Here is a 26,219-nt window from a genome sequence, read left to right on the forward strand (position 1 = left end):
GTTACTCTGATAACGGTAAAGTAAATTTAGCTAATCGATTTTTAGCAAAGTGCGAGGTGTCAATAGCTTCACCTTGGAAAGTAATATCAACAACTTGGTGTTTGCCTAACACAATATTAAACGGCTGTGCGCCAGTTACGGTCATCACATAGCCTGCTTTTTTTACACCAAAGGCTACACGATCGCCATTGCCGTCATGTATTTCGACCCAGCTATCTTCATTGAAGTTCATAACAATGGTGCTATGTTCAGGGTCATTTTTTTTCGTTTGTTCAATTGCTGTAGATGCCGCAGGTGTTGATGGTTCTACGGTTTGTGTCGCTGGTTTTTCATCTACCGGTGTGTTTTGCGGCGCAGATAAATCAGTTGTTTGCTCTGTATTGTGAGCTGCGGCTGTCGTATCTTCGGTCGGCATCGCAGGCTCATTTTTTTCAAGCTGACTTGGCATGGCTGCACTGACCGGTTCTTCTAAGTTTGGTGCGCTATTTTGCCACCACCAAAATACGGATGAACCAATGACTATCGCTAAAATAAAATAGCTGAACAGCATTAATCGACTGTCGTGTGCTTCTTTTTCTGTGCGACGAGAAAAGCTCTGCATGTTGGACTTTTTAGTTGGTTCAACATGTTTTGGTAAGAGAGTGAGAATCTCTTGGCAGTCTAGCTTTAGCTCTCGACAATAGCTTTTTACATAGCCTTTTACAAAAGTAGCAGGGCCAAGTAGTGTGTGCTCGTCATTTTCTAAACGTTGTAATTGTAACACTGATAATTTCAATGCACCTGCAAGCTGCTCAAGGCTCATTCCCGCTTTTTCGCGGTGCTTTTTTAGTACTTGGCCGAGCGTTTCTTGCGGTTGTTCTGTATTTTTTTCTTCATTCATAATGCGTATGAGTTAGGGTCTACCAATAAGAGTCTATGTCCAGGTTCGAGGGCAACATCTGGACTTAATTTGTTCCAGCGCATTAATTGATCGATCAATACGCTGTGCTCAGTGGCAATGCCAAAAAGGGTATCACCGGTATTTATGTTGTGATAAATGTGCGGATCGTTTAAATAGATTTTTGTGCCGTTTTGCACGCGATCCGATTCCTTAAGGCCATTCCACTGCAAAATTTTCTGTAGTTTAACATTGTATCGCACCGAAATGCTAAACAGGTTTTCGCCATTTTGAATAATATGATAAGGGATATTCAGCGCAGGTACACTTGGGTTTAGCATCGGTAAGTTTGTATGCTCGTTCGTTACACTAAAGTGCGTTTGGGTGGTGTTTTGAGTCCCTTGTGAGTTTGCATTAAACACGCTTTCATCTTTTTCTGCTTCGTAAAAAACTACCGTGCTCGCGTCATTACTTTTCGCTTGAGATTGCCTTGTTGTTTGCTGCTTGGTGGCTGGTTTTTTTGGCGCGCCAAATGAAACAATAGTAATATCGTCACTCTGTGTTGCAACGGGAGCTGCTTCTGTGGTGCTTGGCGAAGTTGTTGCTTTAGTTGGCTCTTCTACTATTGTTTTTTGATTTACTGAATTATCGGTTGGCGTATTTTGAACGACCGCACTTTCAGCTTTTGTAGCTGATGATTGGGCTGCTGGCGCAGCTACGTTTGTTGCTATTACTTGTGGCTGCGAAGCTTTTGGCGGTGCTTTTTTCTTCACAATGCGTATTTTAGGTTGATCTTTACTGACAGCAAAGGTGTTGTTTGAGATCTGTAGTTCTTTGAGCTGTGATTGACGATACTTTTCGCGCAATATTTCAAATTCAGTGCGTTTTAGTTGCTCCGATGAAATTGCTTTGGCTTCAGTTGAACCCGGGTACGTTTGTAAAATAATCCCAGCGGTGGTTTGGGCTTTTTCTATGTGTCCCATGCGCTGCTGAATTAAATAACTTAGCATGAGCGCGCGTGGTGTCACTCTGCCAGTTGCTTCATATTTTTCAACCACCTCTTGTGCTTTATGTAAGTCGCTTTTAGCGTAATATAAGCCTGCGAGGCTGATCAGCGAAGATGGGCGTTGTGAACTATGACTTAGGGCCGATTTTAAGTATTTTTCTGCATTTTCAAAGTCATCAAATTCAATAGCACATAGGGCTAAGTTTTCATAACTTTCTGCTACCCGGATGTAGCTCGGAATCGAAATAGCTTTTAGCAGTTCTTCGGCTGCGCGGTCATATTCACCAATACCGCACAAAAACACACCATAGTTATTTAATGTATTAGGATCATTAGGGTCAATGCGTAATGCTTGTTGATAGGCTTTGTCTGCAAGTTCAGGTTCATCAACCTGTTGATAATAATAAGCTAGAGAGTAATGGACTTCAGGGAGTTCAGGAGCAAAATCAGCAGCGCGTTCTAGGTTGTATTTTGCTTGCGAGTTATTGCCTGTTTTTAGATACTGTAGAGCAAGTGCTATACGTGTGCGTGCCGCACCTGTATTGTTGATTTTGTTCTCTACAACGGGTTTGTTACTGCCGTTGTAGCTGTTTTCTGTGACACATCCTGTTAATGCTAAAGTACTAACAGTTATGGCAAGTAAAGATCGCATTACCTAATCTCTTGTTTGATTCCGTATGCCTATCTTACCGAAAAGCCTTTGTGTTGCATCTATTATTTTAAAAATAACAGGCTTGCTACAAAGGCTTATCTTTTATTTTCGCGTTTAGGCTTGGTGAATGTTCACCGAAATTGCATTATCTTCACGCATTTTCTTTTTCGCTAGGCGTTTGGTGCGGTCAACAACATCACCGACTAACTGACCACATGCTGCATCAATGTCATCACCGCGAGTACGACGAACAATACAGGTAATACCCGCAGCTTGTAATACCTTAGAGAAACGGTCTATGCGACTATTGCTCGAACGACCATATTCGTTCCCAGGGAATGGGTTAAATGGAATAAGGTTTACTTTCGATGGTGTGCCTTTGAGTGTTTTAACCAACTCATGGGCTTGATCTGTGCTGTCGTTGACACCTTGCAACATGACGTACTCAATTGTCACGTCTTTGTTTGCTTTAGAGCCATCAATATAACGACGGCATGCCGCTAAAAACTCTTCAATTGGATACTTTTTATTAATTGGTACAAGTACATCACGCAGCTCGTTGTTTGGCGCATGAAGTGAAATAGCCAGTGCGACGTCGATCTTCTCTTTTAATAAATCAAGCGCAGGCACCACACCTGATGTACTTAATGTTACACGGCGTTTTGACAGGCCAAAACCCCAATCATCCATCATCAGTTCCATCGCTGGCACAACATTTTTAAGGTTAAGCAATGGCTCACCCATGCCCATCATTACAACGTTAGTAACAGGACGTTTAGTGCTGTCGCCATCTAAACCGATGTCTTTTGCGACACGCCAAACTTGACCAATGATTTCAGACACAGCTAAGTTTCGGTTAAAGCCTTGTTGTGCTGTTGAGCAGAATGTACATTCAAGAGCACACCCAACTTGTGATGAAACACATAAAGTTGCACGATCTTTTTCAGGGATCCACACAGCTTCAACTTCTTGGCCACCTTGTAGCAAAAGAGCATATTTGATGGTGCCATCACTTGCCACTTGTTTAACTGAGATCTCAGGAGCAACAATTTCACATTCAGCTTTAAGCTTCTCTTTCAGCTTTTTGTTGACGTTTGTCATATCGTCAAAATTATCTACACCAAAATGATAAATCCATTTCATCACCTGATCGCCACGAAATGGCTTTTCACCGAACGATACAAATAGCTCGCGCATTGCATCTCGGTTTAAATCTAATAAGTTAATCTTTTTTTCAGTGGCCATGAAACAACCTCAATCAGTGACGGTGATGGTATTAATAATTTGGGTGCGCGATTGTACATTATTTAATCGCTTTAGTCATTAGCTAAACAGATTTATAACAGGCTTAGCTAATGACTAAAAAAGGGCCCGAAAGCCCTTTTTCTTCTGCATCACAGACTTAGCTGTGAACTCGAAATTAACGAGTACGTGGGCAGATTTCTTCGTCAGCGAAGAAGTATGCGATTTCACGTGCAGCTGATTCAACAGCGTCTGAACCGTGAACAGCGTTTTCGTCGATGCTATCTGCGTAGTCAGCACGTAATGTACCAGCTAGTGCTTCAGCAGGGTTAGTAGCACCCATGATTTCACGGTTTTTAAGTACTGCGTTCTCACCTTCAAGAACAGTAACCATTACTGGACCAGATGTCATGAACTCAACTAAAGCACCGAAGAAAGGACGCTCGCTGTGCTCAGCGTAGAAACCTTCAGCTTTTTCTTTTGAAAGGTGAACCATTTTAGCTGCAACGATTTTAAGACCCGCAGTTTCGAAACGGTTGTAGATAGCACCGATGTGGTTTTTAGCAACTGCATCAGGTTTTACGATTGAAAAAGTACGCTCTAAAGCCATCTTTATGCTCCAATAATTTTAAATTTAAAAGGTTAAATATTAACGGCCGCGAATTATACGCGCTTTACGTTAAAATTCCTAATTTTATTAAATAGCGCATTAATGTCATTTTCATGACCTTATTTGAGGGGGAATTGCAGGTCAGTTTTTATGTGCTGGCTAAGCCATTTTTTTGATTTTAATTGATCAGCTATTAACAACGGTTGGTTTTCTTTATTTTGTTAACTTGGTGTTCACTTTTTATTGTGTATTTTGTTTTAAATAAAATGCCATAAATATAAGTTTTTGATTTTTGTATTTTTAAACTTTTTCTCAACTCTATCTTACCACTTTAAACTGTCTTTCCTAATTTTAAATTGTAATTGAAATGTTAATTTTAATGTACAAAACGCTACATGGTTTTGCGTGAATTTTAGGTGTTTATCAATCATAAAATATACGTGAATTGGTTTTCTACAAGAAACTGAATTCTTAAGTATGCATTCGATTAAAAATAAATATAAAGGAGAGAAAAATGAGATCACGCAGCCTACTTTCTAAGCTGTCTTGCGCATCCGCTATTGCGTTAAGTGCCGTGCTGACATTATCACCTGTTGCTCATGCAATGAAATTAAAACAACAAAATCTGCAAGAGATGGCGGTTCAGTCAAAAAATATTATTTCTGGCAAAGTTATTAAAGTGACGGATGGGTTTGATAATAAGCGCCCATACACAGAGGTGACATTGCAAGTAGCATCTGATGCCAAAGGAAAGTTAAAAAATGATTCTACCTACACATTTAGACAGTTTGGCTTACTGAAACCGCGTTCTATGGGTAACGGTAAGGTTTACCTAGGTGCTACACCGGAAGGATTTTCTAAATGGCGCGAAGGCGAGCAGGTTATTGCGTTTATGTATAAACCCGCTGCAATGACAGGTTTTCAAACCACGGTAGGTTTAGCGCAAGGTAAGTTTGTTGTACGTAACGGAAAAGTTCAGAACAGCTTTGCTAACGATGGCCTTTTTGAAGGCGTTGACACCAGTGATTTAACGACTGAGCAGCAAAATATTTTAACAACACCAGGCGCCGTAGATGTAGGCGTGTTTATGGGATTAGTGGGTAAATTGACTGGAGCACAACAATAATGAAATTTTCAAAAATTGCAGCAGCCTTAACCTTAGCGAGCGTCACATCTGGTGCCTTCGCTGGCGGTCCTTTATATATTCATGAGCCAACAATGACCCCTTACAAATGGGATACATCAAAAGGAAGTATTCCAGTTTGGACTGATGGTGGTCAACTAATCAAAGATAAAGACGGTAATGATGTACAAACATTTACTGTACTTGAGAAAGGCACAGTATTTAATATTGATGTGACCTTACCTGACGGCACTGTGCTTCCTGCCAATACTGAGCTTGAACGTGACTATACGTTCTTATCAATTGAGCAAGCAAATAAAGTCACAGCAAAAGCTGTTAAAGAATGGTCAGATGTTGAAACATCGACATTTGAAATGTCTATTCAGGGCACTATTTTTGAGAAAACAGGTATTGCTGATGTTACAGCTGATAATGTGGATCAAATTTATGGTGTTGAGAATGGCTATGGCTTCTGGGTTAACTATGATACCGATGGTTCGATTCTTGAGAATTACTTCGGTGTTCCTAGAGACTCAGTGCTGGGGATTGCTTTTCCTGAGTGGGCGGACGAAGAAACAGGCGAAATTATAGAAGCAACAGCGCTGATGAATGGCTGGTTTGTGGATATTAGTGACACAGAAGGTACGCAGGTTGGGGGTGTTTTCACTCATGAATTTGGTCATGCGATTAATATGTCGCATTCGCAAGCCAATGGTCACTTAGTCTATATGTCGGCAAGTTATAGCCCTCAATATGATGGTGTACCAGGTTGTGCTGGCGTTACTAAATTCACAAATGGATCTATGCTTGACCATTCAGGTATTGAAACAATGTTTCCATTCATTAATGTGCGTGGTTCAGCCGGTGCGAACCAGCATACGGTCAATGTGAAAGACGATATTGTTAATATTTCAGACCTCTATCCAACGGCTGAATATAAATCTCAGTTCGGTAGCATTAAAGGTAAGCTACTTACCAAGGAAGGCGTTGAATATTCGGGGGTTAACTTAATTGCACGTAATTTAGATGACCCATATCAAGACGTGATCAGTCAACAATCAGGCAATATGACGCAAGGCCTAATTGGTCCTGATGGCTCATTTACCATCAATGGTTTAAAGCCTGGCGCGCGCTATGCTCTGTATACTCAAGAGATTAATGCCGGTGGTTACCCTACAACACAAACCAATATTCTTTCAGAGTCAGAGTATTGGAATGAAAACGAAAGCGCAGATCCAAGTGTCGATAATGCGTGTGCAATGACAGAAATTGTTGTATCGGCAGGTGAAACAAAAGAAGTGGAGATGGTTTTTAATGGCTATCTAGATGGTATCCAATATACACCACTTATCTCAGCGTTTGTGATGGACCATGCTAAAAATGGTAAGAAGGCGCTTGGTGTAACTTCATCAGGTATTCCATTTATCTATGACAGTGCTAACAACGAAATAGATACACTTACCACACCTCAAGGGTATGCATTACTTAGTTCTACAAATGCAGCTATGAATAAAACGGCTACTAAAGCGGCTATTACAGCTCACTTTAATGATAACGGTATTATGCAAGGTGGTGTTTGGGATATTAATTCAGGCAAGGTTTCCATGCTCGAAGATTTAACAGGCAACACCTGCTCACTTTCAAGCCAGCAAGGCAATAGTTCACATAGTATTTGGGATATAGATGACTCAGGTAAGGTTGTCGTTGGTACTACGCGATTCCCATACGATGGCAGTAACAGCTGTGCGCCAGGTGAAGGCTCGTTTTCAATAGGTATCCCTACCGTATGGGATGCCAGTACAGGTAAGGCGACTCTTTTAGAAGGTGTAAAAGCGGTAGATCGTTCCTATGGCTCAGGTAAGGAAGCAGCAATCATGGATGGAGATACAGAGATCCGCCGTACTGCTTGGGTTAGAGCTGATAGAGTGTCAGGCAATGGCACAACGATTACCGGTTCGACTAATGGCTACACCCAAATAGCATGGGTAAATGGTCAACTAGTTGATACATACACTGAGTATGGGGCAATTGATAACTCTGTTATTTCTGAAGATGGTCGTTACGTTGCATTTGGTTCGATTGAAAATCGACGTCCACAAGGTGTTAAAGTTTGGGATACAACAACGGGTAACACGAAGGAAATTGGTAGCCTACGTTGGTGTGAACATGTGCCTGCAATTAACCTTTGGACTGATTATTGTGGCTTAGGCTACAGCCATGATGAACTTGTTGACTTAGGCTTTGGTCTTCCTTCAGTGACAGTGCTTGATGCAAATGAAGATCTTTCAATGATCACTGGTCGTGCAGGCAGCCCGCTAGCAGGTGGTTTTGTTGGTGCTATTTATCTTGAGGGAATTGGCTGGATGTCATCAAAAGAGTTTTTCTCAAAACAAGGTGTAAGCGAAGCGAAAGGCTTGTTAACAGACAATATATTTGGTTTGAGTGCCAATGGTTCTGAGATGATGGCTGGTATTGCAGGGTTAACCTTATCAATTGAGGTTGATGCAAACAAAGCATTCGTGTGTGATAACGGCACTGATTACGAGCTTAGCTTCCCTAAGCAAGTTGTTAAGGCGGTTGAGAAAGGCGCTGAATTTGGTCGCTGCGCACATATAGCAGACTAATATTTACTCCGTAAGATCCCAAAGGCTCACTGCTACAGTGAGCCTTTTCTAATTAAGTTGTATAAGGAGCAGGTAATGTATAAACATGCGATGCACACACTATATCTGTTGATTTTTTGCTTCATTACATTTAGCTCAGGTGCGCAATCAAGCTTACAGCAAGATAAACTCAACACGAACAAAACCTTCCCTGAAGAGCTTGCTACAGTGTGGGAGTTAGATGAAGCAGCGTCTTTAGAGTACGCTAAAAAATCAGCTTACTGGGATGAGAATATTGCTAAATTAATGCCCAAATTAATTGCAACAACCAAGCCCATAAAATACCGCTTTGTAGATGGCAAGCTGATTAGTTTGCAAGGTCAGCATGAGCAACAAATAGATATTCGCCTACAACAACAAACGCAAAGTACCTATACGTTTGAATTTCAGTTTAATAATAAAAGTGGTGCTTTAAAAGTGATGAAAGCAGCGGGTGGACGAATCAATATTCAAGCAGATGGTTTACTTGGCTATCAATTTTTACTGTGGAACAAGCGTCGTGACCGTTTGAGTGGTGTGTAACCTTTATTAAGTTAAAACTGAGTCTGTTGTAAAGAGGTGGCGACCGATTTGGGCATCTCTTTATAGCTGTGTAATCGATGGTGTGTGATAAGAGAGCTTCGCCAATTATGATCTAGATCAATAAAAAAAATAGGCAGATTATTATACTCCCGCGCTCAATTATTCTATTAATTCATGCAACCGACTTGTACTCGGTTCGATGTGTGGAGCTTTCATGTCGTCACCTATTTTGACCCCTCGTCCTTTTACGCCTGAGTTGTTATCACCTGCGGGTAGTTTAAAGAATATGCGTTATGCTTTTGCCTATGGTGCAGATGCTGTTTATGCAGGTCAGCCTCGTTACAGCCTTCGTGTTCGTAACAATGAGTTTGACCTAGATAACCTACAAATAGGTATCAATGAAGCGCACGCACAAAATAAAAAATTGTATGTGGTGTCGAACATTGCTCCTCACAATGCCAAGGTAAAATCGTATTTACGCGATATAGAGCCTGTCGTTGCTATGCAGCCTGATGCGCTGATCATGTCTGATCCTGGGCTTATTATGTTAGTTCGTGAAAAATGGCCTGACATGCCAATTCACTTATCTGTTCAGGCCAATGCGGTGAACTATGCCACAGTGAATTTTTGGGCAAAGCAAGGTATTGAGCGTGTCATTTTATCGCGCGAATTATCGCTTGAAGAAATCGCTGAAATTCGCCAGCTATGCCCGAATACAGAACTTGAAGTGTTTGTTCACGGTGCACTTTGCATGGCGTATTCTGGTCGTTGTTTGTTATCAGGGTATATTAATAAACGCGATCCAAATCAAGGAACGTGCACTAATGCATGTCGTTGGAATTACGATGTAAAACCAGGCACCGAAAATGAAACCGGTGAAATGGTACATAAAATCGACCCTAAAGCGGTGATCCCAACACTGGGTGATGGTGTACCAAGTAACGAAGTATTTATGCTGGAAGAGCAGGGGCGTCCTGGCGAATACATGCCTGCTTTTGAAGACGAGCATGGTACTTACATTATGAACTCAAAAGACCTACGTGCAGTTCAATATGTTGATCAGCTCACTAAAATGGGCGTGCATAGTTTAAAAATTGAAGGCCGTACAAAGTCTTTCTATTATGTTGCACGTACTGCGCAAGTGTATCGTAAAGCCATTGATGATGCGGTTGCAGGCCGTCCATTTGATGCAAACTTATTTAAAACCCTCGAGAACTTAGCGCATCGTGGTTATACCGAAGGGTTTTTAAAGCGCCATGCGCATCAAGATTATCAAAACTATGAGTACGGTCATTCGGTATCTGATAAGCAGCAGTTTGTTGGTGAAGTATTAGGTCGCACTAACAATGGTTTAGTTGAAATTGATGTGAAAAATAAATTCTGTACTGGTCATTCACTTGAGCTAATGACGCCAAAAGGCAATATCAATTTTAACCTTGAGTTTATGGAAAATAAAAAAGGCGAAGCCATTAGCGATGCAAAAGGCTCGGGCCATATTGTAAAAATTCCTTTGCCAGAAGACATCGACTTAGATCACGCAATTTTGATGCGTAATTTAGATGCCGACCAAGATACCCGCAATCCATTCAATAAAGCTTAACAACAAGATGCGCTAGGTCATACTTAGCGCATTTTATTCACCTTTTTTGCTATTTCACTGTCGCTAATAATTATTTTTACTATCCTTTTTATAAGGCAACTAACAAATTTAATTAAAAATTGTGGTGAAATTTTTAGTCCATAAATCCCATCATCGAGAGCTTTTACACACGCTGCCATATATTGCTGCGGGTATCGTTTTGAGTGCAGTTGTATTGCTACTAGAGTGGTTTGGTTTAATTGCTGAAATACCATTTTATGTTGCTATGCATACTAGCGTAGAGTTGTTTTCGGTTGTTATTTCGTTTTTGATTTTCGCCATTGGTTGGAATACTTGGCATTTTACTAAAAATTATCAGTTGTTGTTGCTTGCATGCACAATGTTGTGTGTTGCTATTTTCGACTCCTTGCACTTTTTAGCTTATGACAATATGCATGAAAGTGCAGAGCAAATGAGTTTAGTGCTTAATTTTTGGTTAATTGCACGACTTTTTAATGCCGCAGCATTTTTAATTATTGCGATGGGGATTTGGTTTAAATATAAGCCTCTTAATGCCAATATATTATTAACTTCATTACTGCTCTTCAGTTTCTGTATTACTAGCGTAATGTTCTATTCGCCCCAATGGTTATCAGCTATATACATTCAAGGAAAAGGGGCAAGCCACGTAAAATTTATCATAGAACTGAGTGTATTAGTCCTTTATACCAGTGCAGCTTTTATGTTCGCCTCTCAGTTAAGCAAGCCTAGAGCAAATTTGAACATAGCAGGCAAAACCCTTGTATGCGTACTCGCTATTTTGAGCGAAACATGTTTTGTAGTATTTAATGACACCTCTCACACGACCAATATCTTTAACTTTTTTAGTCACGTTTATAAAGGGTTAACTTATTTCTTACTCTATAAAATTCTCTTTGTAGAAACCGTTACTAAGCCTTATGCGGCACTTGAAAACTCAACTAAGCAATTATCAGCAACGCTGACTGCATTACCCGATTCAGTATTCGAGCTTGAAGAAAATGGCACATTTCGTGAGGTTTTTAGTGATAATTCTGATAATCATATTTTCATTAAAGGCATGGTAGGAAAAAACATCCTCGAGCTATTTTCGGATTTAGATGCGCAAGAGTTTATAAAGGGGTTAAAAGAGTCAAAACGTTCGGGGGTGTGTTTGTTGAATCCATTACCTATTGCATTTAAGGGACGTGTGATTCATTTTGAGTTTTCTATCACATTATTTGAATATGATAATAATGGTCCTACCTATTTAGTAAATGCTCGCGATGTATCTGAAAAAGTTGGCCGCGTAGCTGCACTTATACAGCAAAGTAAGTTTAATCGAGGTCTGCTACATTTGACCGAAATCTCTTTTCAAGATGACCAAGATGTATTGCTAAATTATGCCGTCGAGCAAGCACGTGCGATAACAAACTGTGATGGTGCTGCGCTGTTTATCTGTAATGAACAAAAGCAACTTGCCTATAGAGCTGAACACGGTTCTACATTTGCCGTGTGTACCGAAAAACTACAAGCAAAAGTGGCCGTTGGCGAAGCTGTTATTGTTAATCGTAAACAAGCAAAAGAATTTGGTTTACCAAGCGATTCAAACTCTTTTTTAGTTGTGCCAATTCTTCGGTATGGAAAATGTCATATGGCTATCATTTTGCAACATATCGAAAAAGTCTTCACAGTGCATGACAAAAATATGCTTACAGTGTGGGCTGAGTCTGTTTGGCAGTGGTTTAATAAAATAAACCTAAATAAACGCATGCATATTCTGTCACAAGCGGTTGAACAAAACCCACACCCCATTATGTTTACCAACACAGATGCCAAAATTGAGTATATGAACCGCGCTTATTTAGACATGTGCCAGTATGACTACGATGAGCTAATAGGACAAAGCCCTCAAACAATAAGTGCAGGGCAAACAGACCCCTCTGTTTATAAAGATATGTGGCAGCAGCTTAAAAATAAACAAGCTTGGGTAGGGGCGTTAGTCAATATGACTAAGCATGGCAAAACCCTTGTTGAGCAAACAACCATTTACCCAATTTTAGATAAACAAGGCAAGGTGAGCAATTACATATCATTTCAACATGATATGACTAAAGAAGTTGAGAGTGAAACACGCATTCATCAACTTTCCTATTTTGACCAACTAACTGGACTGGCAAATCAAGACAGATTAAAAATGGAATTTGAAGGAATTGCCAAACCACACGAAGATTCGAAAGCTGCATTTATATTAATTGGTTTAGATAACTTTAAAATACTAAACAAAGCAATGGGGATAGCTCATTGCAACCTTGTGCTGCAAAAGTTAAGCGCCAGAATCCGCAGCTTTTTAGGGGAGCATATAATGGTGGCGCGTTTACAAAGCGATCGTTTTGCATTTATTACTCCCTATACGTCGACAGGCGCCATAAATAAAAGTACACAAGAATTATTAAGGGTGATAAGCGAGCCGTTATTGGTCAATGATGAATTAATTGTTGTTACGGCCTCTATTGGTATTGCTTTATATCCTATTGATGGCAAAGAGTTTGAGCCGTTATTGCAAATGGCAGAATCAGCGATGTTCGAAGTTAAAAAGCTAGGTCGTAATAATACGCTATTTTACGCTGAGGAGATGAATAAGTCTGGGCTGCGACAGCTACAGATTATAAATGCGCTTAATTATGCGATTGAACATAATGAGTTTTCGTTGGTGTTTCAGCCACAGATCGAACTTGCAACGGGTATAACCGTTGCCGCAGAAGTGTTACTACGTTGGCACTCAGAAATACTGGGTGATGTATCACCCGCTGAATTTATTCCTATCGCTGAAAGTTGCGGTCGCATCAGTGAAATTGATGACTGGGTATTTGAAAATGCCGTTAAAACTGTTCGTCAATGGCAAGAAAGTGGTATGCCTAAACTGGCGTTTGCGATTAACTTATCGGCGACTAAATTCATTAAAAAGCATTTACTTGGTGATTTAATTGCGGTTTTGCAAACACATTCCGTTAGCCCTGAATGTATTGAGCTCGAGTTGACTGAGACCATTGCCATTGGTAACCCTCAATTTGCCTTAAACACCATCACAAAATTGCGTGAAGCCGGTTTTAAAATGTCGATTGATGATTTTGGTACAGGCTATTCGTCGATGAATTATTTAAAAGACTTTTCACTCGATAAGCTCAAAATCGACAAATCATTTATTGATGATTTAGAAAACCCCAGCGATGCTGACAAGGCAATTGTTAAAGCCATGATAGATTTAGCCAGTGCGTTAAAAATGGAGTCAATTGCTGAAGGGGTCGAGACCCCGCAGCAACTGAACATACTAAAAGAGCTTGAGTGCTCCCAAGTACAAGGCTATTACTTCAGTAAACCCCTGCCAATTAAAATGCTGTATGAGTTTGTGAAAGGTAAGCAATCTAAGCTGGCTTTAATTAGCAAATAATAACGAGTTTGTTTAAATTTGTTGTTGCCTTAACCTTTGCATATCTTTTTGCGGAGGCAGGCCAAATAAACGGCTGTACTCGCGACTAAATTGCGAAGGGCTTTCGTAACCGACCACACCACTTGCTTGACCAGCGTCAAGACCATTGATCAGCATTTGATCGCGAGCTTCTTGTAAGCGTAAGGTTTTTAAATACTGCAATGGGCTGGTGCCAGTAATGGTTTTAAAGTGTTGGCGAAATGTTGATGAGCTCATATGCGCTTGTTTTGCTAACTCGTCAATTTGTACTGGGCGCATAAAGTTGGTTTTAAGCCAGCTCACAACTCTAACGATATGACTACTTGGTGACCCCTCTGATGCCAGTTTTCTAAGGTGAGGCCCATGAGATCCCTGTAAAAGGCGAATAACAATTTCTTTCATGAGTAATGGCTGTAAGCCGTCGCGAAGTGCAGGGTTATATTCAAGCTCAAATAACCGAGTGAGTGCATCTGTTAGGCCTGCATCGATATTATGAATAGAAATCGGCTCAAACGTTTCGTTGCGTGATTGCTTTGGCAGTTTAAGTTCTGCGGCTGTTTGCAAAATTAAGTTGTAATCAAGCTTTAGTACCATGGCAACAAATGGCTGGTGGCGTGTTGCTTCGGTCACATGGGATACCACGGGTAAATCGAAAGTCGTTAACATGGTTTGCCCACCAGAGCAGGACAGTACACTGTTTTCAACTGAAAGCATTTTTGCACCTTGCAGCACCACCGCAAGGCTTAATGTGTAAATACAATGCAAGGGATCGGTTGGTGCGTTACGAATGTGCAATGTGAGCTCTGGCGTATGAGAGGTAATATCACCCGCTTTATTAGCGAATAACATAATCTTTTGCGCGAGCGGTTTAGCAATCTCTTGATGGTTGGTGTCTATCATGTTTTAAAAACTCACGGTTAGTTATCTTGGCTGTCAAATTTATCAAGCATATCTTGGCTACTAATTTGAGAGCCCATACGGCCACGATTCACGTACCTGTGAGAAAACGTTTTTGCGCCATTTGCCCGAACTAGCTTTTCAAAATCATCAATAAAATGCTGTTCGAACTTACTGTTAAAGGTATTAAATAAAATCACATTTTTACCTGAAAAGTCATTATTTTTTGCAAACTGCCAAATCGGTGGTGCAGGGCTATAAAGCCAAATAGGCGAGCCTAAATAAATGGTGTGATACTTATCAAGGTTAATATTGCTCGGGGTAATTGTTGCTACCTTGCTTCTGGCATCGTTTAGAGCGGCTATCCAACCAGGAATACCTAACTCGTAATCGGTAGCCGTTATCTCAAACAGCTCCGCGTTATGCTTTTGCGCTATGTGATCCGCTAAAACCCCAGTATTCCCAGAGCGAGAAAAAACCACAACGGCTGTTTTTGCATCAAGCGTAATTTTCGGCTCAGCATCTTGTAGACGTAAGCTGTTTTTAGCATGCTGTGATTTTTCGGTTTGTGTGACCCAAATGACAAGAGATAAAAGCCCTAATACGACTACTGCGAGTATTATAAATAGCCATTTAATCATTGTTTTAACTCCTAAAATCGCAAATTCAAATCAACAACAAAAGTAAGTTAGGCCAAGCATGGGCCTAATATCTTTGTTTTATGCATGCTCAGTTTATAAGCGCCCGATTTATAAATGCTTGGTTAAAAAAGGCAGTATTTGCTGCATCGCTAACGCAACTGGCTCAGGGTTATCGTACAGGTCATAGTGCGACCAATCTTCTAGTTCAACGAGTTGTCGGTCTTTTGATGCAAATGACTTTCCGTAAATTTCTTTACCGTCACGGTACGCGCCAAATGCCCCTACTTTTTGACCAATTACAGCCATCATAGGTTGAGTCATTAATGTTTCGGCAAACGCGAAAGCATCCCACGTGAGGGTTTTTTGTGCATGAGAAAATAACATACGTGTTGCGCCACCTTCGCTTTGACCACGCGATGTTTTGTAGTAATCGGTCGCTTCGAAAACATCACGTTCAGTCAGGCCATTGTCGCGGGCAAATTCAATGCTTGGTGGGAGTAATTCGTTAACTTGTAAATCACCACCAAGTGCTTCGGCAGTCCGTTGTGCTGCCATCGCTTCAAGTGCGCCGACTGGGTTAAACTCGGTGAATGCTTCTCTAAATAAACGACCCAAATTAACTGGTGTGATGCCCACAACGGCTTTCACGCGCTTTTCAGTCAGTGCTGAGTTAAACACATAAGCACCACCACCACATACCCCAATGCTGCCAATACGCTCGTTATCGACATAAGGGAGTGTCACTGCATAATCAATAACATGGCTAATATCTTCAACGCGTTGTGATGGATTTTCAATAAAGCGAGGTGTACCGCCAGATTGACCTTGATAGCTGGCATCGAAGGCAATAACCACATAACCCGCTTCAGCAAGTGCTTTACCATATACACTACTCGAGGTTTGTTCTTTACAGCTACCAAATGGGTGAACACTGATCATGGTTGGGTAGGTTTTTGACTCATCAAAATTAGCAGGTGTTAAAACAAGTGCTGAGATAGCCCATGCCATATCGTGGTTTTGAATACTAACTGTTTGAATGTTCATGTTGTGCTCCTAAATACCTTTTAGGTATGAGCCCTGTTTGGGCTCATACGTATTAATAATTACAGATTGCTTGTAAAGAATGGGGCTAATACGCTGATGGCTTCAGTGATTTCACTTTCGCCATCATATAAATCCATGTGGTTTGCACCTTCAACGATGTGCATGTTTTTGCTGCTTGATGCAGCGCGCGCCATTAGGTCATCGCTCATCCACTTGCTGCCTGCATTGCTGCCGACAACGGTCAGTAATGGTTGCGTTAAAAATGCTTCAGCTTTAAAGAATGCATCATAAGTGATGATTTGATTTAAGCTGCGTGCAGTCGCAAAACCCGGTGCAGTGCAATAAGCGGCGCGGTCTGTGTGATAGTACTCCCACGCTTGGCGAAGTTCTTCGTTTGGTGCATCTTCTTCTTTCAGCGGTGCCATTGGAATAGTCGCAATGTCGTTACCACTTGCATCCGATGTGCGAGAATCAGAGCCAGCTTGGATATATGGGATAGCGTCGCTGTCTTTTACATTGTTATCCCAGCCATTACGGAACATTTGGCCAATATTTACCATGCTTACTGTGCCAACGGCTTTAATACGGCGGTCGTTAATTGCAGCATTTGCGGTGTAACCTGCACCCGCACAGATACCCATTGCGCCAATGCGATCATTATCTACATAAGGTAAGGTCGTTAAGTAATCGATTACTGCACTCACATCCTCGGTACGAACATGTGGGTTTTCAAGTTGGCGTGGCTCACCAGTGCTTTCACCTTGGTAAGATGCATCGTACGCAATAGCGACAAAACCTTGCTCAGCTAGTTTACGTGCGTAAGTCCCTGCTGTTTGCTCTTTAACACCACCACCTGGGTGCGATACGACAACGGCTGGATAGCTTTTAGTTTCATCAAAATCAGCAGGTAAATTTAATAAACCAGCGATAGTAATATCTAAACCGTTAGTGTTTGGAAAAGTAACTTTGTTCATGAGCGTATATCCTCGTTGGGTTAATAAGTAAGGACAGAGACTATTCTCGATTGCAGAGCTATTTGCTTTGCGTCCTTCATTGAGATTAAGTATAGGAGTGGGCTGAAAAAAATGTTTGCCTAAAATGACAGGGTGTTTGTCTAAATTAACAATTAAGTAAAGCTCATACACCTTGTGAAATGGCTAAAATCATTTATCTATTTAATAGAATTCATATCAACCACAAAGCGATATTTAACGTCTGATTTTAATAATCTTTCATATGCCAAGTTAATGTCTTTTATATCTAACATCTCAATGTCTGCGGTCACATTGTGCTCACCACAAAAATCAAGCATTTGCTGCGTTTCTTCAAGCCCACCAATCAATGAGCCTGTCAGAGTTTTTCCTCTGGCGATAAGTGCTGCTGTTTGTACCGTGGGCTCTAAAGCGCCGAAGAAACCAACTAATACCAACGCACCATCGGGCGCTAGCGTTTTAAGGTAAGGGTTAACGTCATGATTATAAGGAACAGTATCAATAATTAGATCGAATGAGCTTTTCACTGACAGCATTTGCGACTCAGAGCTTGATATAACCACATGGTCAGCACCTAACCGATAAGCATCTTCCTCTTTCCCTTTTGAACGACTAAACAGGGTGACTTCTGCGCCCATAGCTTTAGCTAGTTTAATTCCCATGTGCCCAAGACCGCCAAGGCCGATAACCGCCACTTTTTTACCAGCGCTGATGTTCCAACGTTTTAATGGTGAATACATGGTAATACCCGCACACAATAAAGGTGCAGCGCCTGCAAGATTCAAGTTTTCGGGGATGCTTAAAACAAATCGTTCAGACACAACGATTTTATCTGAGTAACCACCAAAAGTTAACGTGCCATCGTGCCTATCGCGGCTACCATAAGTTGGCACAAATTCATCGCAGTATTGCTCTTGATGATGCTCACATGAACCACATTCGCGGCATGAGTCAACTAAGCAGCCAACACCAACAGATTGGCCGACGATAAATTTTGTCACACCCTCGCCAACTTTCAGGACGCGACCAATGATTTCGTGACCAGGCACCATTGGGTATTCCTCTGGCCCCCAATCACCTCGTACATGATGGATATCTGTGTGGCAAATACCACAATATAATATTTCAATTTCAACGTCATCGGCTCGAAGATCACGTCTTTCAAATGAATAAGGAACCAGATCTGATTCTGATGAGTGGGCAGCATACCCTTTAACTTGTGAAGGCATCATTTGCTCCTTTTATGTTTTAAATTTAACGCGAGAGTTTGCATTAAATTATTTGCTGATTTGCTAATAAATTAATCTGTTCGTTTTCGATGATGTGATTACTTGCTGGCGCCCTTAAAAGAGTTAACATTGCGCGCCCTACTTTTTGAGTATCCGTTATCATAGAAGGAAAAAGCGGCTGTAAAACTCGCATCGCCCATCCTGTATAGCGATAAAGTAATCGATATACTTTTGTTTTTGATTGCTCACCATTTTTAGGGATAATAAGTGCAGGGCGCAGCATATACGCATCCTTAAAGCCCATGTTCAACAGCGTATTTTCGGTTTTACCTTTAATTCGCGCCCAGGCTACATTTCCTTGCTCAGTAGAGTCTGTGCCTTTGCCCGACACATAGGTAAAGCTCATAGCTGGATTAGCATCAAGTAATGTTTTAGCAACAGCTAAAGGCAAAGTTTGATTCAAACTCTTATAAACATCTTCACTACTGTCACCAATTGATGTACCTAAACAAAATAAGCAGGCATCATAGGGTATAAGCGTTTCTTTAATTTCACTTAAATCAAATAAGTTATTGCTCGAAATACTTATTAACTTAGGGTGTTGTAATGGCAGTTTACTGCGACCAACCACTAACACCTGCTCAACATCATTAGCATTAAGACACTCTCTTAAAACCGCACTGCCAACCATGCCCGATGCGCCTATTATTACAATCTTCATAGTATCCTCATGAACTCTTTATTCACTAAGCTAGCTCGTAATCAAGTACAGGTTTATCACCTTCTGAATTAGGTTTATTAACCCCTACGTTTTCGTGTGAATAAGTTGCTGGCGATTCAATAATTTGTGTGACTAATGCTGCAACGCTTTTACGCGAAACCACAGTGCCTTTAAATGGTTCATCACGTTGAGTTATTTCATAATCAACTTCATCATGATCAGTCAGCCAAGCTGCTCTTAAAATAGTGTAGTTGAGCGAAGATCCCTCAATTACATCGGCAGCTTGACGATAAGGCCCCAAATACTTGCCAATTTCATTTTCATTCCATTGGCCAAATTTTCCGGGCACTTCTTGATAAATACCCAATGAATTTATAAAAATAAGACGGCTTATTTGAGCATCATTCATTGCCGCCACAATATTTTTTGCTTGCAAGTCAACTTCACCAGCTAGGTTTGCATACACAATGTCATGCCCTTTAATTACCTTCGCCAATCCTTTTTTATTCAGCACATCTCCAACAACCAACTGTGCATTACTTGGCAATTCATAATCGAGTTTGTTTGCATCTCTTAGTAATAGAGTTTGCTTAATGTCAATATTATCAGCCAGCATAGACACGACCCATTTAGCTATCTGCCCGCTTGCACCTAAGATCAGAACTTTCTTCATTTTTTAACTACCTTCTACAACTTAATAAGGTTATTTAGTGACTCGTCTGCCAACCATTTTTGAGCTGCAGAGTGAGAATTAAAAATGCGCCACAGATATGCAGTGCTAGGAGGTTGCATACTTGCTATTTGTTGGATGTGAGAGGTCCGTTTTACACTATTCACATAAGCGGTTTTTCGCAGACCTAATTCAATCAACTTGGTTTTTTCGATAACACCCCGCGCTTGAAAATCAGGAGTGCCTAGCTCGAATTCAGACACATCAACTAACATTGAAAAATACTTTTGTTTCGTCAATTTAATAGAGGAAAATAACTCATCCATAAGCGACATTTTCCCTTCTAAATTCCAAGCACCTCTTGCCTTTATTAAAATTATTCCGTTTTGAATTTGCAGACTATATTTGCCATGCGGTTTAAACTGACTTTGAATACACATCGTGAATTTCCTATAAGCTGCTAGCCCAAAACTCATCCAGAAAATTAGCAACTAAAGCGCCGCACTTTTGTGAAGCGCTGTTAAGTCATTACAGATTTGCTTGATAAAATGGAATTAACTTATCTAGAGCAATACCTACCGGCTCAGGCTTATCGTATAAGTCGTAATGAGACCAACCCTGAACCTCGACAAGCTCTTTGTTTTTAGATGCCGCTCGACCAATAATTTCGCAGCCATCTCGATATGCCCCAAAAGCCCCCACTTGGTCACCTACAACCACCATCAATGGTTGTGTTAGTAAAACTTCAGCTAGATGAAATGCATCCCAGCCAACTGCAGCAGCTTGATGTGAATATAATGAACGGTTTACACCATTTGGTTTACGGCCACGATCTGAACGATAATATTCAGTAGCACCAAATAAATCTCTTTCTTCATAACCCAAGCGTTTAGCTTCTTCAGGTGATGGAGGCAAAAGATCATCAACTCGACGCTCTTCACCACGTGCTTCAGCTGTACGTTGGGCTGCCATCGCTTCTAAAGCAGCAATTGGGTCAAAACCACTGAAGCCTTCACGCATTAAACGACCATAGTTAGCACCCGTTACAGTTCCGACTACTTTGATGCGGCGTTCAGTCATTGCAGCATTGATGGCATAACCGCCACCACCACAAATACCCAATACACCAATACGGTTTTCATCAACATAAGGGAGTGTAACTAGGTAGTCAGTAACGACGCGGAAATCTTCAACACGCTGAGTCGGATCTTCTATATAACGCGGCTCACCACCACTCGCGCCTTGATAGCTTGCATCAAATGCAATCACTACAAAGCCCGCTTTGGCTAATGCAGCTCCATATACTTCACCTGATGTCTGCTCTTTACAGCTACCGATTGGGTGTGCGCTAATAATTGCGGCATATTTTTTATCTTCAGAAAAACCAGGTGGGTAATAAATATCCGCAGCGATATCCCAGAATTTGTTTTTTATCATTACACTTTTCATAATCGTCATCCTTATTAGTTCGACGTTAATCTGAAGCTAGATTCAAACTTCAGGTTAAAATTAAATATTAATTTGCATATTGCTAACTGAGATTAAAACCCTTTGCTACCTTCGTTTCAGTTTCAGCTGATGTGTTAAATATAGAGCTCATATTAGACTTGGACAAGAGTATAATAATGACTACAGTGTTAAGCATTAGTTTACAATAAGCAGTTTCACTTTTTAGTTAACCCTGCTTCTGATTTATTAAATTGATTTTTAAGACAATAAAATTGCTGGTTAATGAAGTAATCTATCCCTGATTAAAGCTTTTAACCTGTCTTCTACACTTAAAATATTGAGAAAGCGTTTATGGATCCTTCATTATTACCTTCACTATTATGGTTCGTTCGCATAGCGCAGATAAAAAGCTTTACCAAAGTCGCCAAAGAATATGGGATTACACGAGCGGCTTTATCACAAAACCTAAAAAGCCTTGAGCAAAAACTTGATACCACATTGATATTTAGAACAACCAGAGACATGTCACTTACTGAAGAAGGGCAACTGCTGTTAGACGCTATCTCCCCTGCTTTTGGGTCAATTGACCGCGCTGTTAGAAATTTAGGTCAAGCTCATGATGAGCCTTCTGGTTTATTGCGGATAAATACCCCTAAAGTTGTGGCAAACTACTTAATTGAGCCACATATCAATGAGTTTCTCACTCGTTATCCAAAGCTGAAAATCGAATTGGTTATGGATGATGGCTTAGCAAATATAATTGCAGAAGGGTGCGATGCAGGTATTCGATTAGGCGAATCACTGGCTGAACATGTTGTCGCAATTCCCATAACACCAATGCTTGAAATGTCAGTAGTGGGTACGCCCGAATATTTTGAACAATACGGCACACCACAATCACCTGCTGATTTAGTCAATCACAACTGCTTAGGATTCAGAAATGCAACCAGCCATGCATTATATTCTTGGGAGTTTACTTCCCCAGAGCCTAATGGCAGAGACTTAGAAGTTCAGCCAAATGGCAGGCTGATCACAAATGATGACGAAGGAATGATACGCGCAGGCTTAAAGGGGATAGGCTTAATTCAGCACATTAATTTTGCAGTCCAAAAGCACATTGAAAATGGCAGTCTTATTCGTGTTTTAGATCAGTGGTGCCCGCCTTTTACTGGCTTTTATCTTTATGTTCCATCAAGAGAAAACATGCCAGCAAAAACCCGAGCGTTTATCGACTTTCTAAAAGAAAAGAGGGAGCTGTTAAAATCTAGTTAGTTTCATCCAACGAGACAGATACCGTTCTTCCAGCTATTAAGTTAAACTCTGGTGGAATACGGTCTATTTTTATCCTAACAGGAATTCGTTGTGCTAGTCGGATCCAGCTAAACGTAGGGTTAACATTTGCTAACATATTGTCTGAGGTGTTAGAAAGCTCGCTGTCACTAATACCTGCTGACAAACCTTCAACATGTCCATAAATTGGTTCTTTTTCACCCATAACAAAAATTGTTGCTTTTGCTCCATTACTAATTCGACTTAGCTTTGTCTCTTCAAAGTAACCTGAAACGTAGAAACTCTTTTGATCAATAAGAGCCATAATCGGAGAACCCGCTTTTGCAAAAGAACCTGGCCTCAGTGAAAAGTTAGTTACCACACCATCAACGGGTGAATATACATCTGCTCGATTTAGGTTTAATTCTGAAAGTGCTAACTCAGCTAACGACCGCTCCATATTAGCACTTGCTAATGCAACAGCATCACGCTTGTCATCACGTAATTGCACTGAAACTGCAGTGCTTAAACGGTTATATCTCTCAAGTTCTCTTTGGGCTGAAAGTAAAGTTGCTTTCGATAACATAACAGTTGCCTTAGCCTTATCAACTTCATTTGATAAACGTGCCTTATCTAAGCTAAATAAAAGCGTGCCTTTGACTACAGATTGATTATCATGGACATATACTTTTTCAACTCGTCCAGATACATCTGGAGCTAATTGGACTATGTCAGCTCTTATCTTGCCATCTCGCGTTTGCGGCGAAAAATGATAGTAAATATAGAGGTTCCATATAGTGATACCAGCTAACACCAGCGCACTAATAGTGAGTAATATTCTTAGGCTTGAAAAAATAAACTTGTTGCTCATAATAAAAAACCTCCTTTTTGCGCTGATATACCAACAAATAGGTTAAAAATAATACCGACCAGTGAGATAAATATTGCTGTATCAAAGATAGGTTTGTGGGATATAAGTTTATAAATACCAATACGCTGCATTACCCTTGATAAAAAAATTCGTAGTAGAAATGCAGAAATTATACAAATCAGCATTGGAGAGACATAAATACCAAAAATATCGATTTCATTAGGCATGTGTTAGTTTCCAATTTGGTGAGTGCGGAAACATTGCTAACCGCAGTCCAGTTAATAGTCGTTGAACATCTGATAAACCTTGTTCGTGAGAGATTTGTAGGCTCAAGTCAATTTGTTTTATCAGAGCAGAAGTAGTTGTATCATCTTGTCTATCGTACTTGGTCAATAACAATAGCAATGGCTTTATAAACTGTAATTCAGAGCTTTCAGATGTAGCTTGACGTAATCGAGCGGCATAAACGTTAGCGCAAATGCCCGCAAGAACAATAAAATTTGTTTTCTCGATAGAAACCTCTAGTCTTGTAGCTTGTAACGCCATTCTATCTAAAGCACGAGTTGCATATTTTTGCACGGCAGGTTCATTAAATCGATAATGAAGGCTCAGCGCATCTTTCTTTTCGCGTTTTATTAGTTGCTCAATTGCATTTTGTGCTCCCCACCGGCGAAATGCAGAAGCAGCTACAAATGCAACGTGAACACCAACAAGAGATGCTATTGCATTTTCTAAAAAGTAATCAATATTGAATGGAGTATAGTGACTCTGAAGGTTAATAGTGCTAAGACTAAGTGCTAAAGCCAAAAGAGCTAATGGATTTTTAGATGCCCAAAGACCTATAGGCAACATGTACATAGCCATAACTATTAAAAAACCCGCGTAGTTATTAGCTAAAGGTAATAAAACATAACTAAGAAAAAATGCCATTAAAACTGAAATAAAAGTAAAACGCCCAAACTGTTTTATTGTGGTTCCTGGCTCATCAGCCGCTCCGAAGAAACCTATAGCAACTACACCGAGAAGCACTAAATTTGGGCCTTGCATCCAGCCAGTAAAATACCAGATGGAACAGAGAATTGAGTATGTCAGCGAAATACCAGCAAACATTCTTACCATTAATCCAGTATCTCGAATTAGAGGCAATGCTTTAGCTTTCATAGCTGAGTTTATTGTTTCTTTATTTACTGAATGACCATCTACTAATTGATTCAATTTCATCAACTCTAACCAATCATCTTTGTGTTGCAAAAGTAGCTGCTCTAGTTGCTTTAGAATCATTTTCTCCCAAGGGGATGCTTGTATGTACACTGATGTTGGGATTTTTGAAAAATTAAGGCTCTGCTCGGTAGAGTTTAATAAAAGCCTGTTTTGAGGTTTTAGTATCTTTGCATGGGTTTCTTTCGATAACCCTGTCATTGCATGAGCAATCGCGGCGATACGTGGGATCAATCTTATAATACTTTTTTGTAATGCTATTAAAGCTTGTCTTGTTTGTTTATCAATAGAGAAGTCATATTTCATCGTGGAGACTGACTGAGAAAGGGATGACACATCATTCAACAACTTTATTCTATCTTGGTCTACGCTATGATCCGACAGAGCAAGAAAACTGTCTTCTCTCCATTTTGTAAGATCATTAATCCAATTGTCTTTTCGAGCTCTTAAAGTCGCTAACGATGAACCAGGCTGCCAGAATGAATCTACAAACATTATTGCTAAGATACCGATACATATTTCTAAAACCCTTGATGTGACCATTGGGAACATAGTTGAAGGTTGACCCATATACGCAATGAGAACTAACATCATCGTGACACCTGCGAGCTGAAAGCTATAAGCTTTAGGTGTTCTGTCTGCAAAAGACATTGTGAGTATTAATGCTGAGATCAATCCTGTTAATGAGATAAGTAAAATAGGTTCATTGATAAATAAGGCAGACAATAATAGCGATAAAGCACCTGCGATAAGAGTACCTATTAAGCGATAAATTGCTCTCGCATAAAGTAAACCAGATAATGGATTTGCAAGTACAACGCAGGTAACTATTGACCAATAAGGATTAGACAAACCGATTTCTACAGCAAAAAAATAAGCGAGCATTGCTGATATATAAATTTTTACAGCATATGCTACTTGACTTTTAGTTGTACCATACATTAATTTTCAGCGCTGTTTGTATATTCATTGGCGCGTTTTTCAAACAAACGCAGTACTTCAGAAACTTTATGAATTAATTCAGGCTCAACATCCTTCATCAATTCTAATCGTAGCTCGTCCGCCAGCTGCTCAATTTCAACTGCTAGCTTCTTACCCTTTGGTAAAATATGTAGGATTTTTGATCTTCTATCCCCAGGCTCACATCGACGTTCGATGTATGCTTCAGATGAAGCTTGATCTACTAATCTTACCAATGCGCCAGGATTAATACCCATTTCATCAGCCAGCAGCTTCTGATTCATCCCCTGTGAGTTTCGGTGAATTAAAACTATAACTGTAGTAAGTGACATCGAGATTCCATAATCTGCAATTACTTTACCTACAGCTCTTTTCCAAGCTCGCTGAACAGGTTGTAAGCTGCTTGTCAATTCATGTAATAATTTGGTTTTATTTAACATCACAGTAATCTCGTTCTGAAAAACTTGTTAACTTTGATTCGATAAGTATACTCTACA

23 protein-coding genes are annotated in these 26,219 nt (G+C 40.3%); 6 read left to right on the forward strand and 17 right to left on the reverse strand.

Translation table 11 applies throughout. The annotated features are described in order from the left end of the window. Position 1: 1 nt before the first annotated feature. From LY624_RS20310 to ndk, 4 genes are all read right to left on the reverse strand, one after another. The gene (locus LY624_RS20310; protein WP_341804505.1) at positions 2–880 is read right to left on the reverse strand and encodes a RodZ domain-containing protein; all 879 of its coding nucleotides are present in this window, start codon (positions 878–880) and stop codon (positions 2–4) included. Further along, positions 877–2,535, reverse strand: coding sequence for a type IV pilus biogenesis/stability protein PilW (gene pilW / locus LY624_RS20315; protein ID WP_341804506.1), 1,659 nt, complete (start codon positions 2,533–2,535; stop codon positions 877–879). The genes LY624_RS20310 and pilW overlap by 4 nt, the downstream gene beginning before the upstream one ends. A 114-nt stretch (positions 2,536–2,649) precedes the next feature. After that, positions 2,650–3,780, reverse strand: a complete 1,131-nt coding sequence (locus tag LY624_RS20320; RefSeq protein ID WP_062567705.1) for a bifunctional tRNA (adenosine(37)-C2)-methyltransferase TrmG/ribosomal RNA large subunit methyltransferase RlmN — start codon at positions 3,778–3,780, stop codon at positions 2,650–2,652. A 175-nt stretch (positions 3,781–3,955) separates the two neighbouring features. After that, positions 3,956–4,387: a nucleoside-diphosphate kinase gene (ndk, locus tag LY624_RS20325; RefSeq protein WP_036972405.1), complete on the reverse strand. Its 432-nt coding sequence runs from the start codon at positions 4,385–4,387 to the stop codon at positions 3,956–3,958. A 514-nt stretch (positions 4,388–4,901) separates the two neighbouring features. Here ndk and LY624_RS20330 point away from each other — a divergent pair. The 5 genes from LY624_RS20330 to LY624_RS20350 all read left to right on the forward strand — a co-directional run bounded on the left by LY624_RS20330 (position 4,902) and on the right by LY624_RS20350 (position 13,743). Continuing rightward, a complete protein-coding gene (locus tag LY624_RS20330; protein ID WP_130151873.1) occupies positions 4,902–5,513 on the forward strand; it encodes a hypothetical protein in 612 nt (203 codons plus the stop codon). Next, positions 5,513–8,134: a hypothetical protein gene (locus tag LY624_RS20335; RefSeq protein WP_341804507.1), complete on the forward strand. Its 2,622-nt coding sequence runs from the start codon at positions 5,513–5,515 to the stop codon at positions 8,132–8,134. The genes LY624_RS20330 and LY624_RS20335 overlap by 1 nt, the downstream gene beginning before the upstream one ends. A gap of 75 nt (positions 8,135–8,209) precedes the next feature. Then, positions 8,210–8,695, forward strand: a complete 486-nt coding sequence (locus tag LY624_RS20340) for a hypothetical protein (protein WP_341804508.1) — start codon at positions 8,210–8,212, stop codon at positions 8,693–8,695. A gap of 214 nt (positions 8,696–8,909) precedes the next feature. Next, a complete protein-coding gene (gene trhP, locus LY624_RS20345; RefSeq protein ID WP_341804509.1) occupies positions 8,910–10,295 on the forward strand; it encodes a prephenate-dependent tRNA uridine(34) hydroxylase TrhP in 1,386 nt (461 codons plus the stop codon). A 124-nt stretch (positions 10,296–10,419) separates the two neighbouring features. Next, complete coding sequence (locus LY624_RS20350) at positions 10,420–13,743, forward strand: bifunctional diguanylate cyclase/phosphodiesterase (RefSeq protein WP_341804510.1); 3,324 nt, start codon at positions 10,420–10,422, stop codon at positions 13,741–13,743. 12 nt (positions 13,744–13,755) lie between these two features. Here the strand turns inward: LY624_RS20350 and LY624_RS20355 are convergent, their stop codons facing one another. The 9 genes from LY624_RS20355 to LY624_RS20395 all read right to left on the reverse strand — a co-directional run bounded on the left by LY624_RS20355 (position 13,756) and on the right by LY624_RS20395 (position 21,404). Next, on the reverse strand, positions 13,756–14,661 hold the full coding sequence (locus LY624_RS20355; RefSeq protein ID WP_341804511.1) for an AraC family transcriptional regulator: 906 nt from the start codon (positions 14,659–14,661) through the stop codon (positions 13,756–13,758). 17 nt (positions 14,662–14,678) lie between these two features. Further along, on the reverse strand, positions 14,679–15,299 hold the full coding sequence (locus LY624_RS20360) for a flavodoxin family protein (protein ID WP_341804512.1): 621 nt from the start codon (positions 15,297–15,299) through the stop codon (positions 14,679–14,681). 108 nt (positions 15,300–15,407) lie between these two features. Continuing rightward, on the reverse strand, positions 15,408–16,343 hold the full coding sequence (locus tag LY624_RS20365) for an alpha/beta hydrolase (protein ID WP_237119211.1): 936 nt from the start codon (positions 16,341–16,343) through the stop codon (positions 15,408–15,410). 59 nt (positions 16,344–16,402) lie between these two features. Next, positions 16,403–17,317, reverse strand: a complete 915-nt coding sequence (locus LY624_RS20370; RefSeq protein ID WP_341804513.1) for an alpha/beta hydrolase — start codon at positions 17,315–17,317, stop codon at positions 16,403–16,405. A gap of 197 nt (positions 17,318–17,514) precedes the next feature. Further along, positions 17,515–18,567: an NAD(P)-dependent alcohol dehydrogenase gene (locus LY624_RS20375; RefSeq protein WP_341804514.1), complete on the reverse strand. Its 1,053-nt coding sequence runs from the start codon at positions 18,565–18,567 to the stop codon at positions 17,515–17,517. 40 nt (positions 18,568–18,607) lie between these two features. Beyond that, complete coding sequence (locus tag LY624_RS20380) at positions 18,608–19,285, reverse strand: hypothetical protein (RefSeq protein ID WP_341804515.1); 678 nt, start codon at positions 19,283–19,285, stop codon at positions 18,608–18,610. Positions 19,286–19,310: 25 nt separating this feature from the next. Beyond that, positions 19,311–19,958 (reverse strand): SDR family oxidoreductase, encoded by a 648-nt coding sequence (locus LY624_RS20385; protein ID WP_341804516.1) that lies wholly within the window; start codon positions 19,956–19,958, stop codon positions 19,311–19,313. Positions 19,959–19,972: 14 nt separating this feature from the next. Further along, a complete protein-coding gene (locus LY624_RS20390) occupies positions 19,973–20,395 on the reverse strand; it encodes a hypothetical protein (RefSeq protein WP_341804517.1) in 423 nt (140 codons plus the stop codon). Between the two features lie 88 nt (positions 20,396–20,483). Continuing rightward, entirely contained in the window at positions 20,484–21,404 is a 921-nt protein-coding gene (locus tag LY624_RS20395; RefSeq protein ID WP_341804518.1) for an alpha/beta hydrolase, read from the reverse strand. Between the two features lie 351 nt (positions 21,405–21,755). Here LY624_RS20395 and LY624_RS20400 point away from each other — a divergent pair, with 351 nt between their 5' ends. Beyond that, a complete protein-coding gene (locus LY624_RS20400) occupies positions 21,756–22,676 on the forward strand; it encodes a LysR family transcriptional regulator (RefSeq protein ID WP_341804519.1) in 921 nt (306 codons plus the stop codon). On the opposite strand, the gene LY624_RS20405 is transcribed toward LY624_RS20400, so the two are convergent. The 4 genes from LY624_RS20405 to LY624_RS20415 are packed head-to-tail and all read right to left on the reverse strand — an operon-like array spanning position 22,669 to position 26,162. Further along, entirely contained in the window at positions 22,669–23,544 is an 876-nt protein-coding gene (locus LY624_RS20405; protein WP_341804520.1) for an HlyD family secretion protein, read from the reverse strand. The two genes, LY624_RS20400 and LY624_RS20405, sit on opposite strands and share 8 nt — an antisense overlap. Further along, positions 23,541–23,771: a DUF1656 domain-containing protein gene (locus LY624_RS21375; protein WP_445936748.1), complete on the reverse strand. Its 231-nt coding sequence runs from the start codon at positions 23,769–23,771 to the stop codon at positions 23,541–23,543. Before LY624_RS21375 ends, LY624_RS20405 begins: the two co-directional genes overlap by 4 nt. Then, a complete protein-coding gene (locus tag LY624_RS20410; protein ID WP_341804521.1) occupies positions 23,764–25,704 on the reverse strand; it encodes an FUSC family protein in 1,941 nt (646 codons plus the stop codon). Before LY624_RS20410 ends, LY624_RS21375 begins: the two co-directional genes overlap by 8 nt. Beyond that, positions 25,704–26,162: a MarR family winged helix-turn-helix transcriptional regulator gene (locus tag LY624_RS20415; RefSeq protein WP_341804889.1), complete on the reverse strand. Its 459-nt coding sequence runs from the start codon at positions 26,160–26,162 to the stop codon at positions 25,704–25,706. Before LY624_RS20415 ends, LY624_RS20410 begins: the two co-directional genes overlap by 1 nt. Between the last annotated feature and the right edge of the window lie 57 nt (positions 26,163–26,219).

The organism is Pseudoalteromonas sp. N1230-9, from assembly GCF_032716425.1.
In the GTDB taxonomy this organism is placed as follows: Bacteria; Pseudomonadota; Gammaproteobacteria; order Enterobacterales; family Alteromonadaceae; genus Pseudoalteromonas.

Bases quoted from the DNA above. Each gene is read 5' to 3' on its own strand.
- LY624_RS20310 (WP_341804505.1), bottom strand. From the start codon at position 880: ATGAATGAAGAAAAAAATACAGAACAACCGCAAGAAACGCTCGGCCAA.
- pilW (WP_341804506.1), bottom strand. From the start codon at position 2,535: ATGCGATCTTTACTTGCCATAACTGTTAGTACTTTAGCATTAACAGGA.
- LY624_RS20320 (WP_062567705.1), bottom strand. From the start codon at position 3,780: ATGGCCACTGAAAAAAAGATTAACTTATTAGATTTAAACCGAGATGCA.
- ndk (WP_036972405.1), bottom strand. From the start codon at position 4,387: ATGGCTTTAGAGCGTACTTTTTCAATCGTAAAACCTGATGCAGTTGCT.
- LY624_RS20330 (WP_130151873.1), top strand. From the start codon at position 4,902: ATGAGATCACGCAGCCTACTTTCTAAGCTGTCTTGCGCATCCGCTATT.
- LY624_RS20335 (WP_341804507.1), top strand. From the start codon at position 5,513: ATGAAATTTTCAAAAATTGCAGCAGCCTTAACCTTAGCGAGCGTCACA.
- LY624_RS20340 (WP_341804508.1), top strand. From the start codon at position 8,210: ATGTATAAACATGCGATGCACACACTATATCTGTTGATTTTTTGCTTC.
- trhP (WP_341804509.1), top strand. From the start codon at position 8,910: ATGTCGTCACCTATTTTGACCCCTCGTCCTTTTACGCCTGAGTTGTTA.
- LY624_RS20355 (WP_341804511.1), bottom strand. From the start codon at position 14,661: ATGATAGACACCAACCATCAAGAGATTGCTAAACCGCTCGCGCAAAAG.
- LY624_RS20360 (WP_341804512.1), bottom strand. From the start codon at position 15,299: ATGATTAAATGGCTATTTATAATACTCGCAGTAGTCGTATTAGGGCTT.
- LY624_RS20365 (WP_237119211.1), bottom strand. From the start codon at position 16,343: ATGAACATTCAAACAGTTAGTATTCAAAACCACGATATGGCATGGGCT.
- LY624_RS20370 (WP_341804513.1), bottom strand. From the start codon at position 17,317: ATGAACAAAGTTACTTTTCCAAACACTAACGGTTTAGATATTACTATC.
- LY624_RS20375 (WP_341804514.1), bottom strand. From the start codon at position 18,567: ATGATGCCTTCACAAGTTAAAGGGTATGCTGCCCACTCATCAGAATCA.
- LY624_RS20380 (WP_341804515.1), bottom strand. From the start codon at position 19,285: ATGAAGATTGTAATAATAGGCGCATCGGGCATGGTTGGCAGTGCGGTT.
- LY624_RS20385 (WP_341804516.1), bottom strand. From the start codon at position 19,958: ATGAAGAAAGTTCTGATCTTAGGTGCAAGCGGGCAGATAGCTAAATGG.
- LY624_RS20390 (WP_341804517.1), bottom strand. From the start codon at position 20,395: ATGTGTATTCAAAGTCAGTTTAAACCGCATGGCAAATATAGTCTGCAA.
- LY624_RS20395 (WP_341804518.1), bottom strand. From the start codon at position 21,404: ATGAAAAGTGTAATGATAAAAAACAAATTCTGGGATATCGCTGCGGAT.
- LY624_RS20400 (WP_341804519.1), top strand. From the start codon at position 21,756: ATGGATCCTTCATTATTACCTTCACTATTATGGTTCGTTCGCATAGCG.
- LY624_RS20405 (WP_341804520.1), bottom strand. From the start codon at position 23,544: ATGAGCAACAAGTTTATTTTTTCAAGCCTAAGAATATTACTCACTATT.
- LY624_RS21375 (WP_445936748.1), bottom strand. From the start codon at position 23,771: ATGCCTAATGAAATCGATATTTTTGGTATTTATGTCTCTCCAATGCTG.
- LY624_RS20410 (WP_341804521.1), bottom strand. From the start codon at position 25,704: ATGTATGGTACAACTAAAAGTCAAGTAGCATATGCTGTAAAAATTTAT.
- LY624_RS20415 (WP_341804889.1), bottom strand. From the start codon at position 26,162: ATGTTAAATAAAACCAAATTATTACATGAATTGACAAGCAGCTTACAA.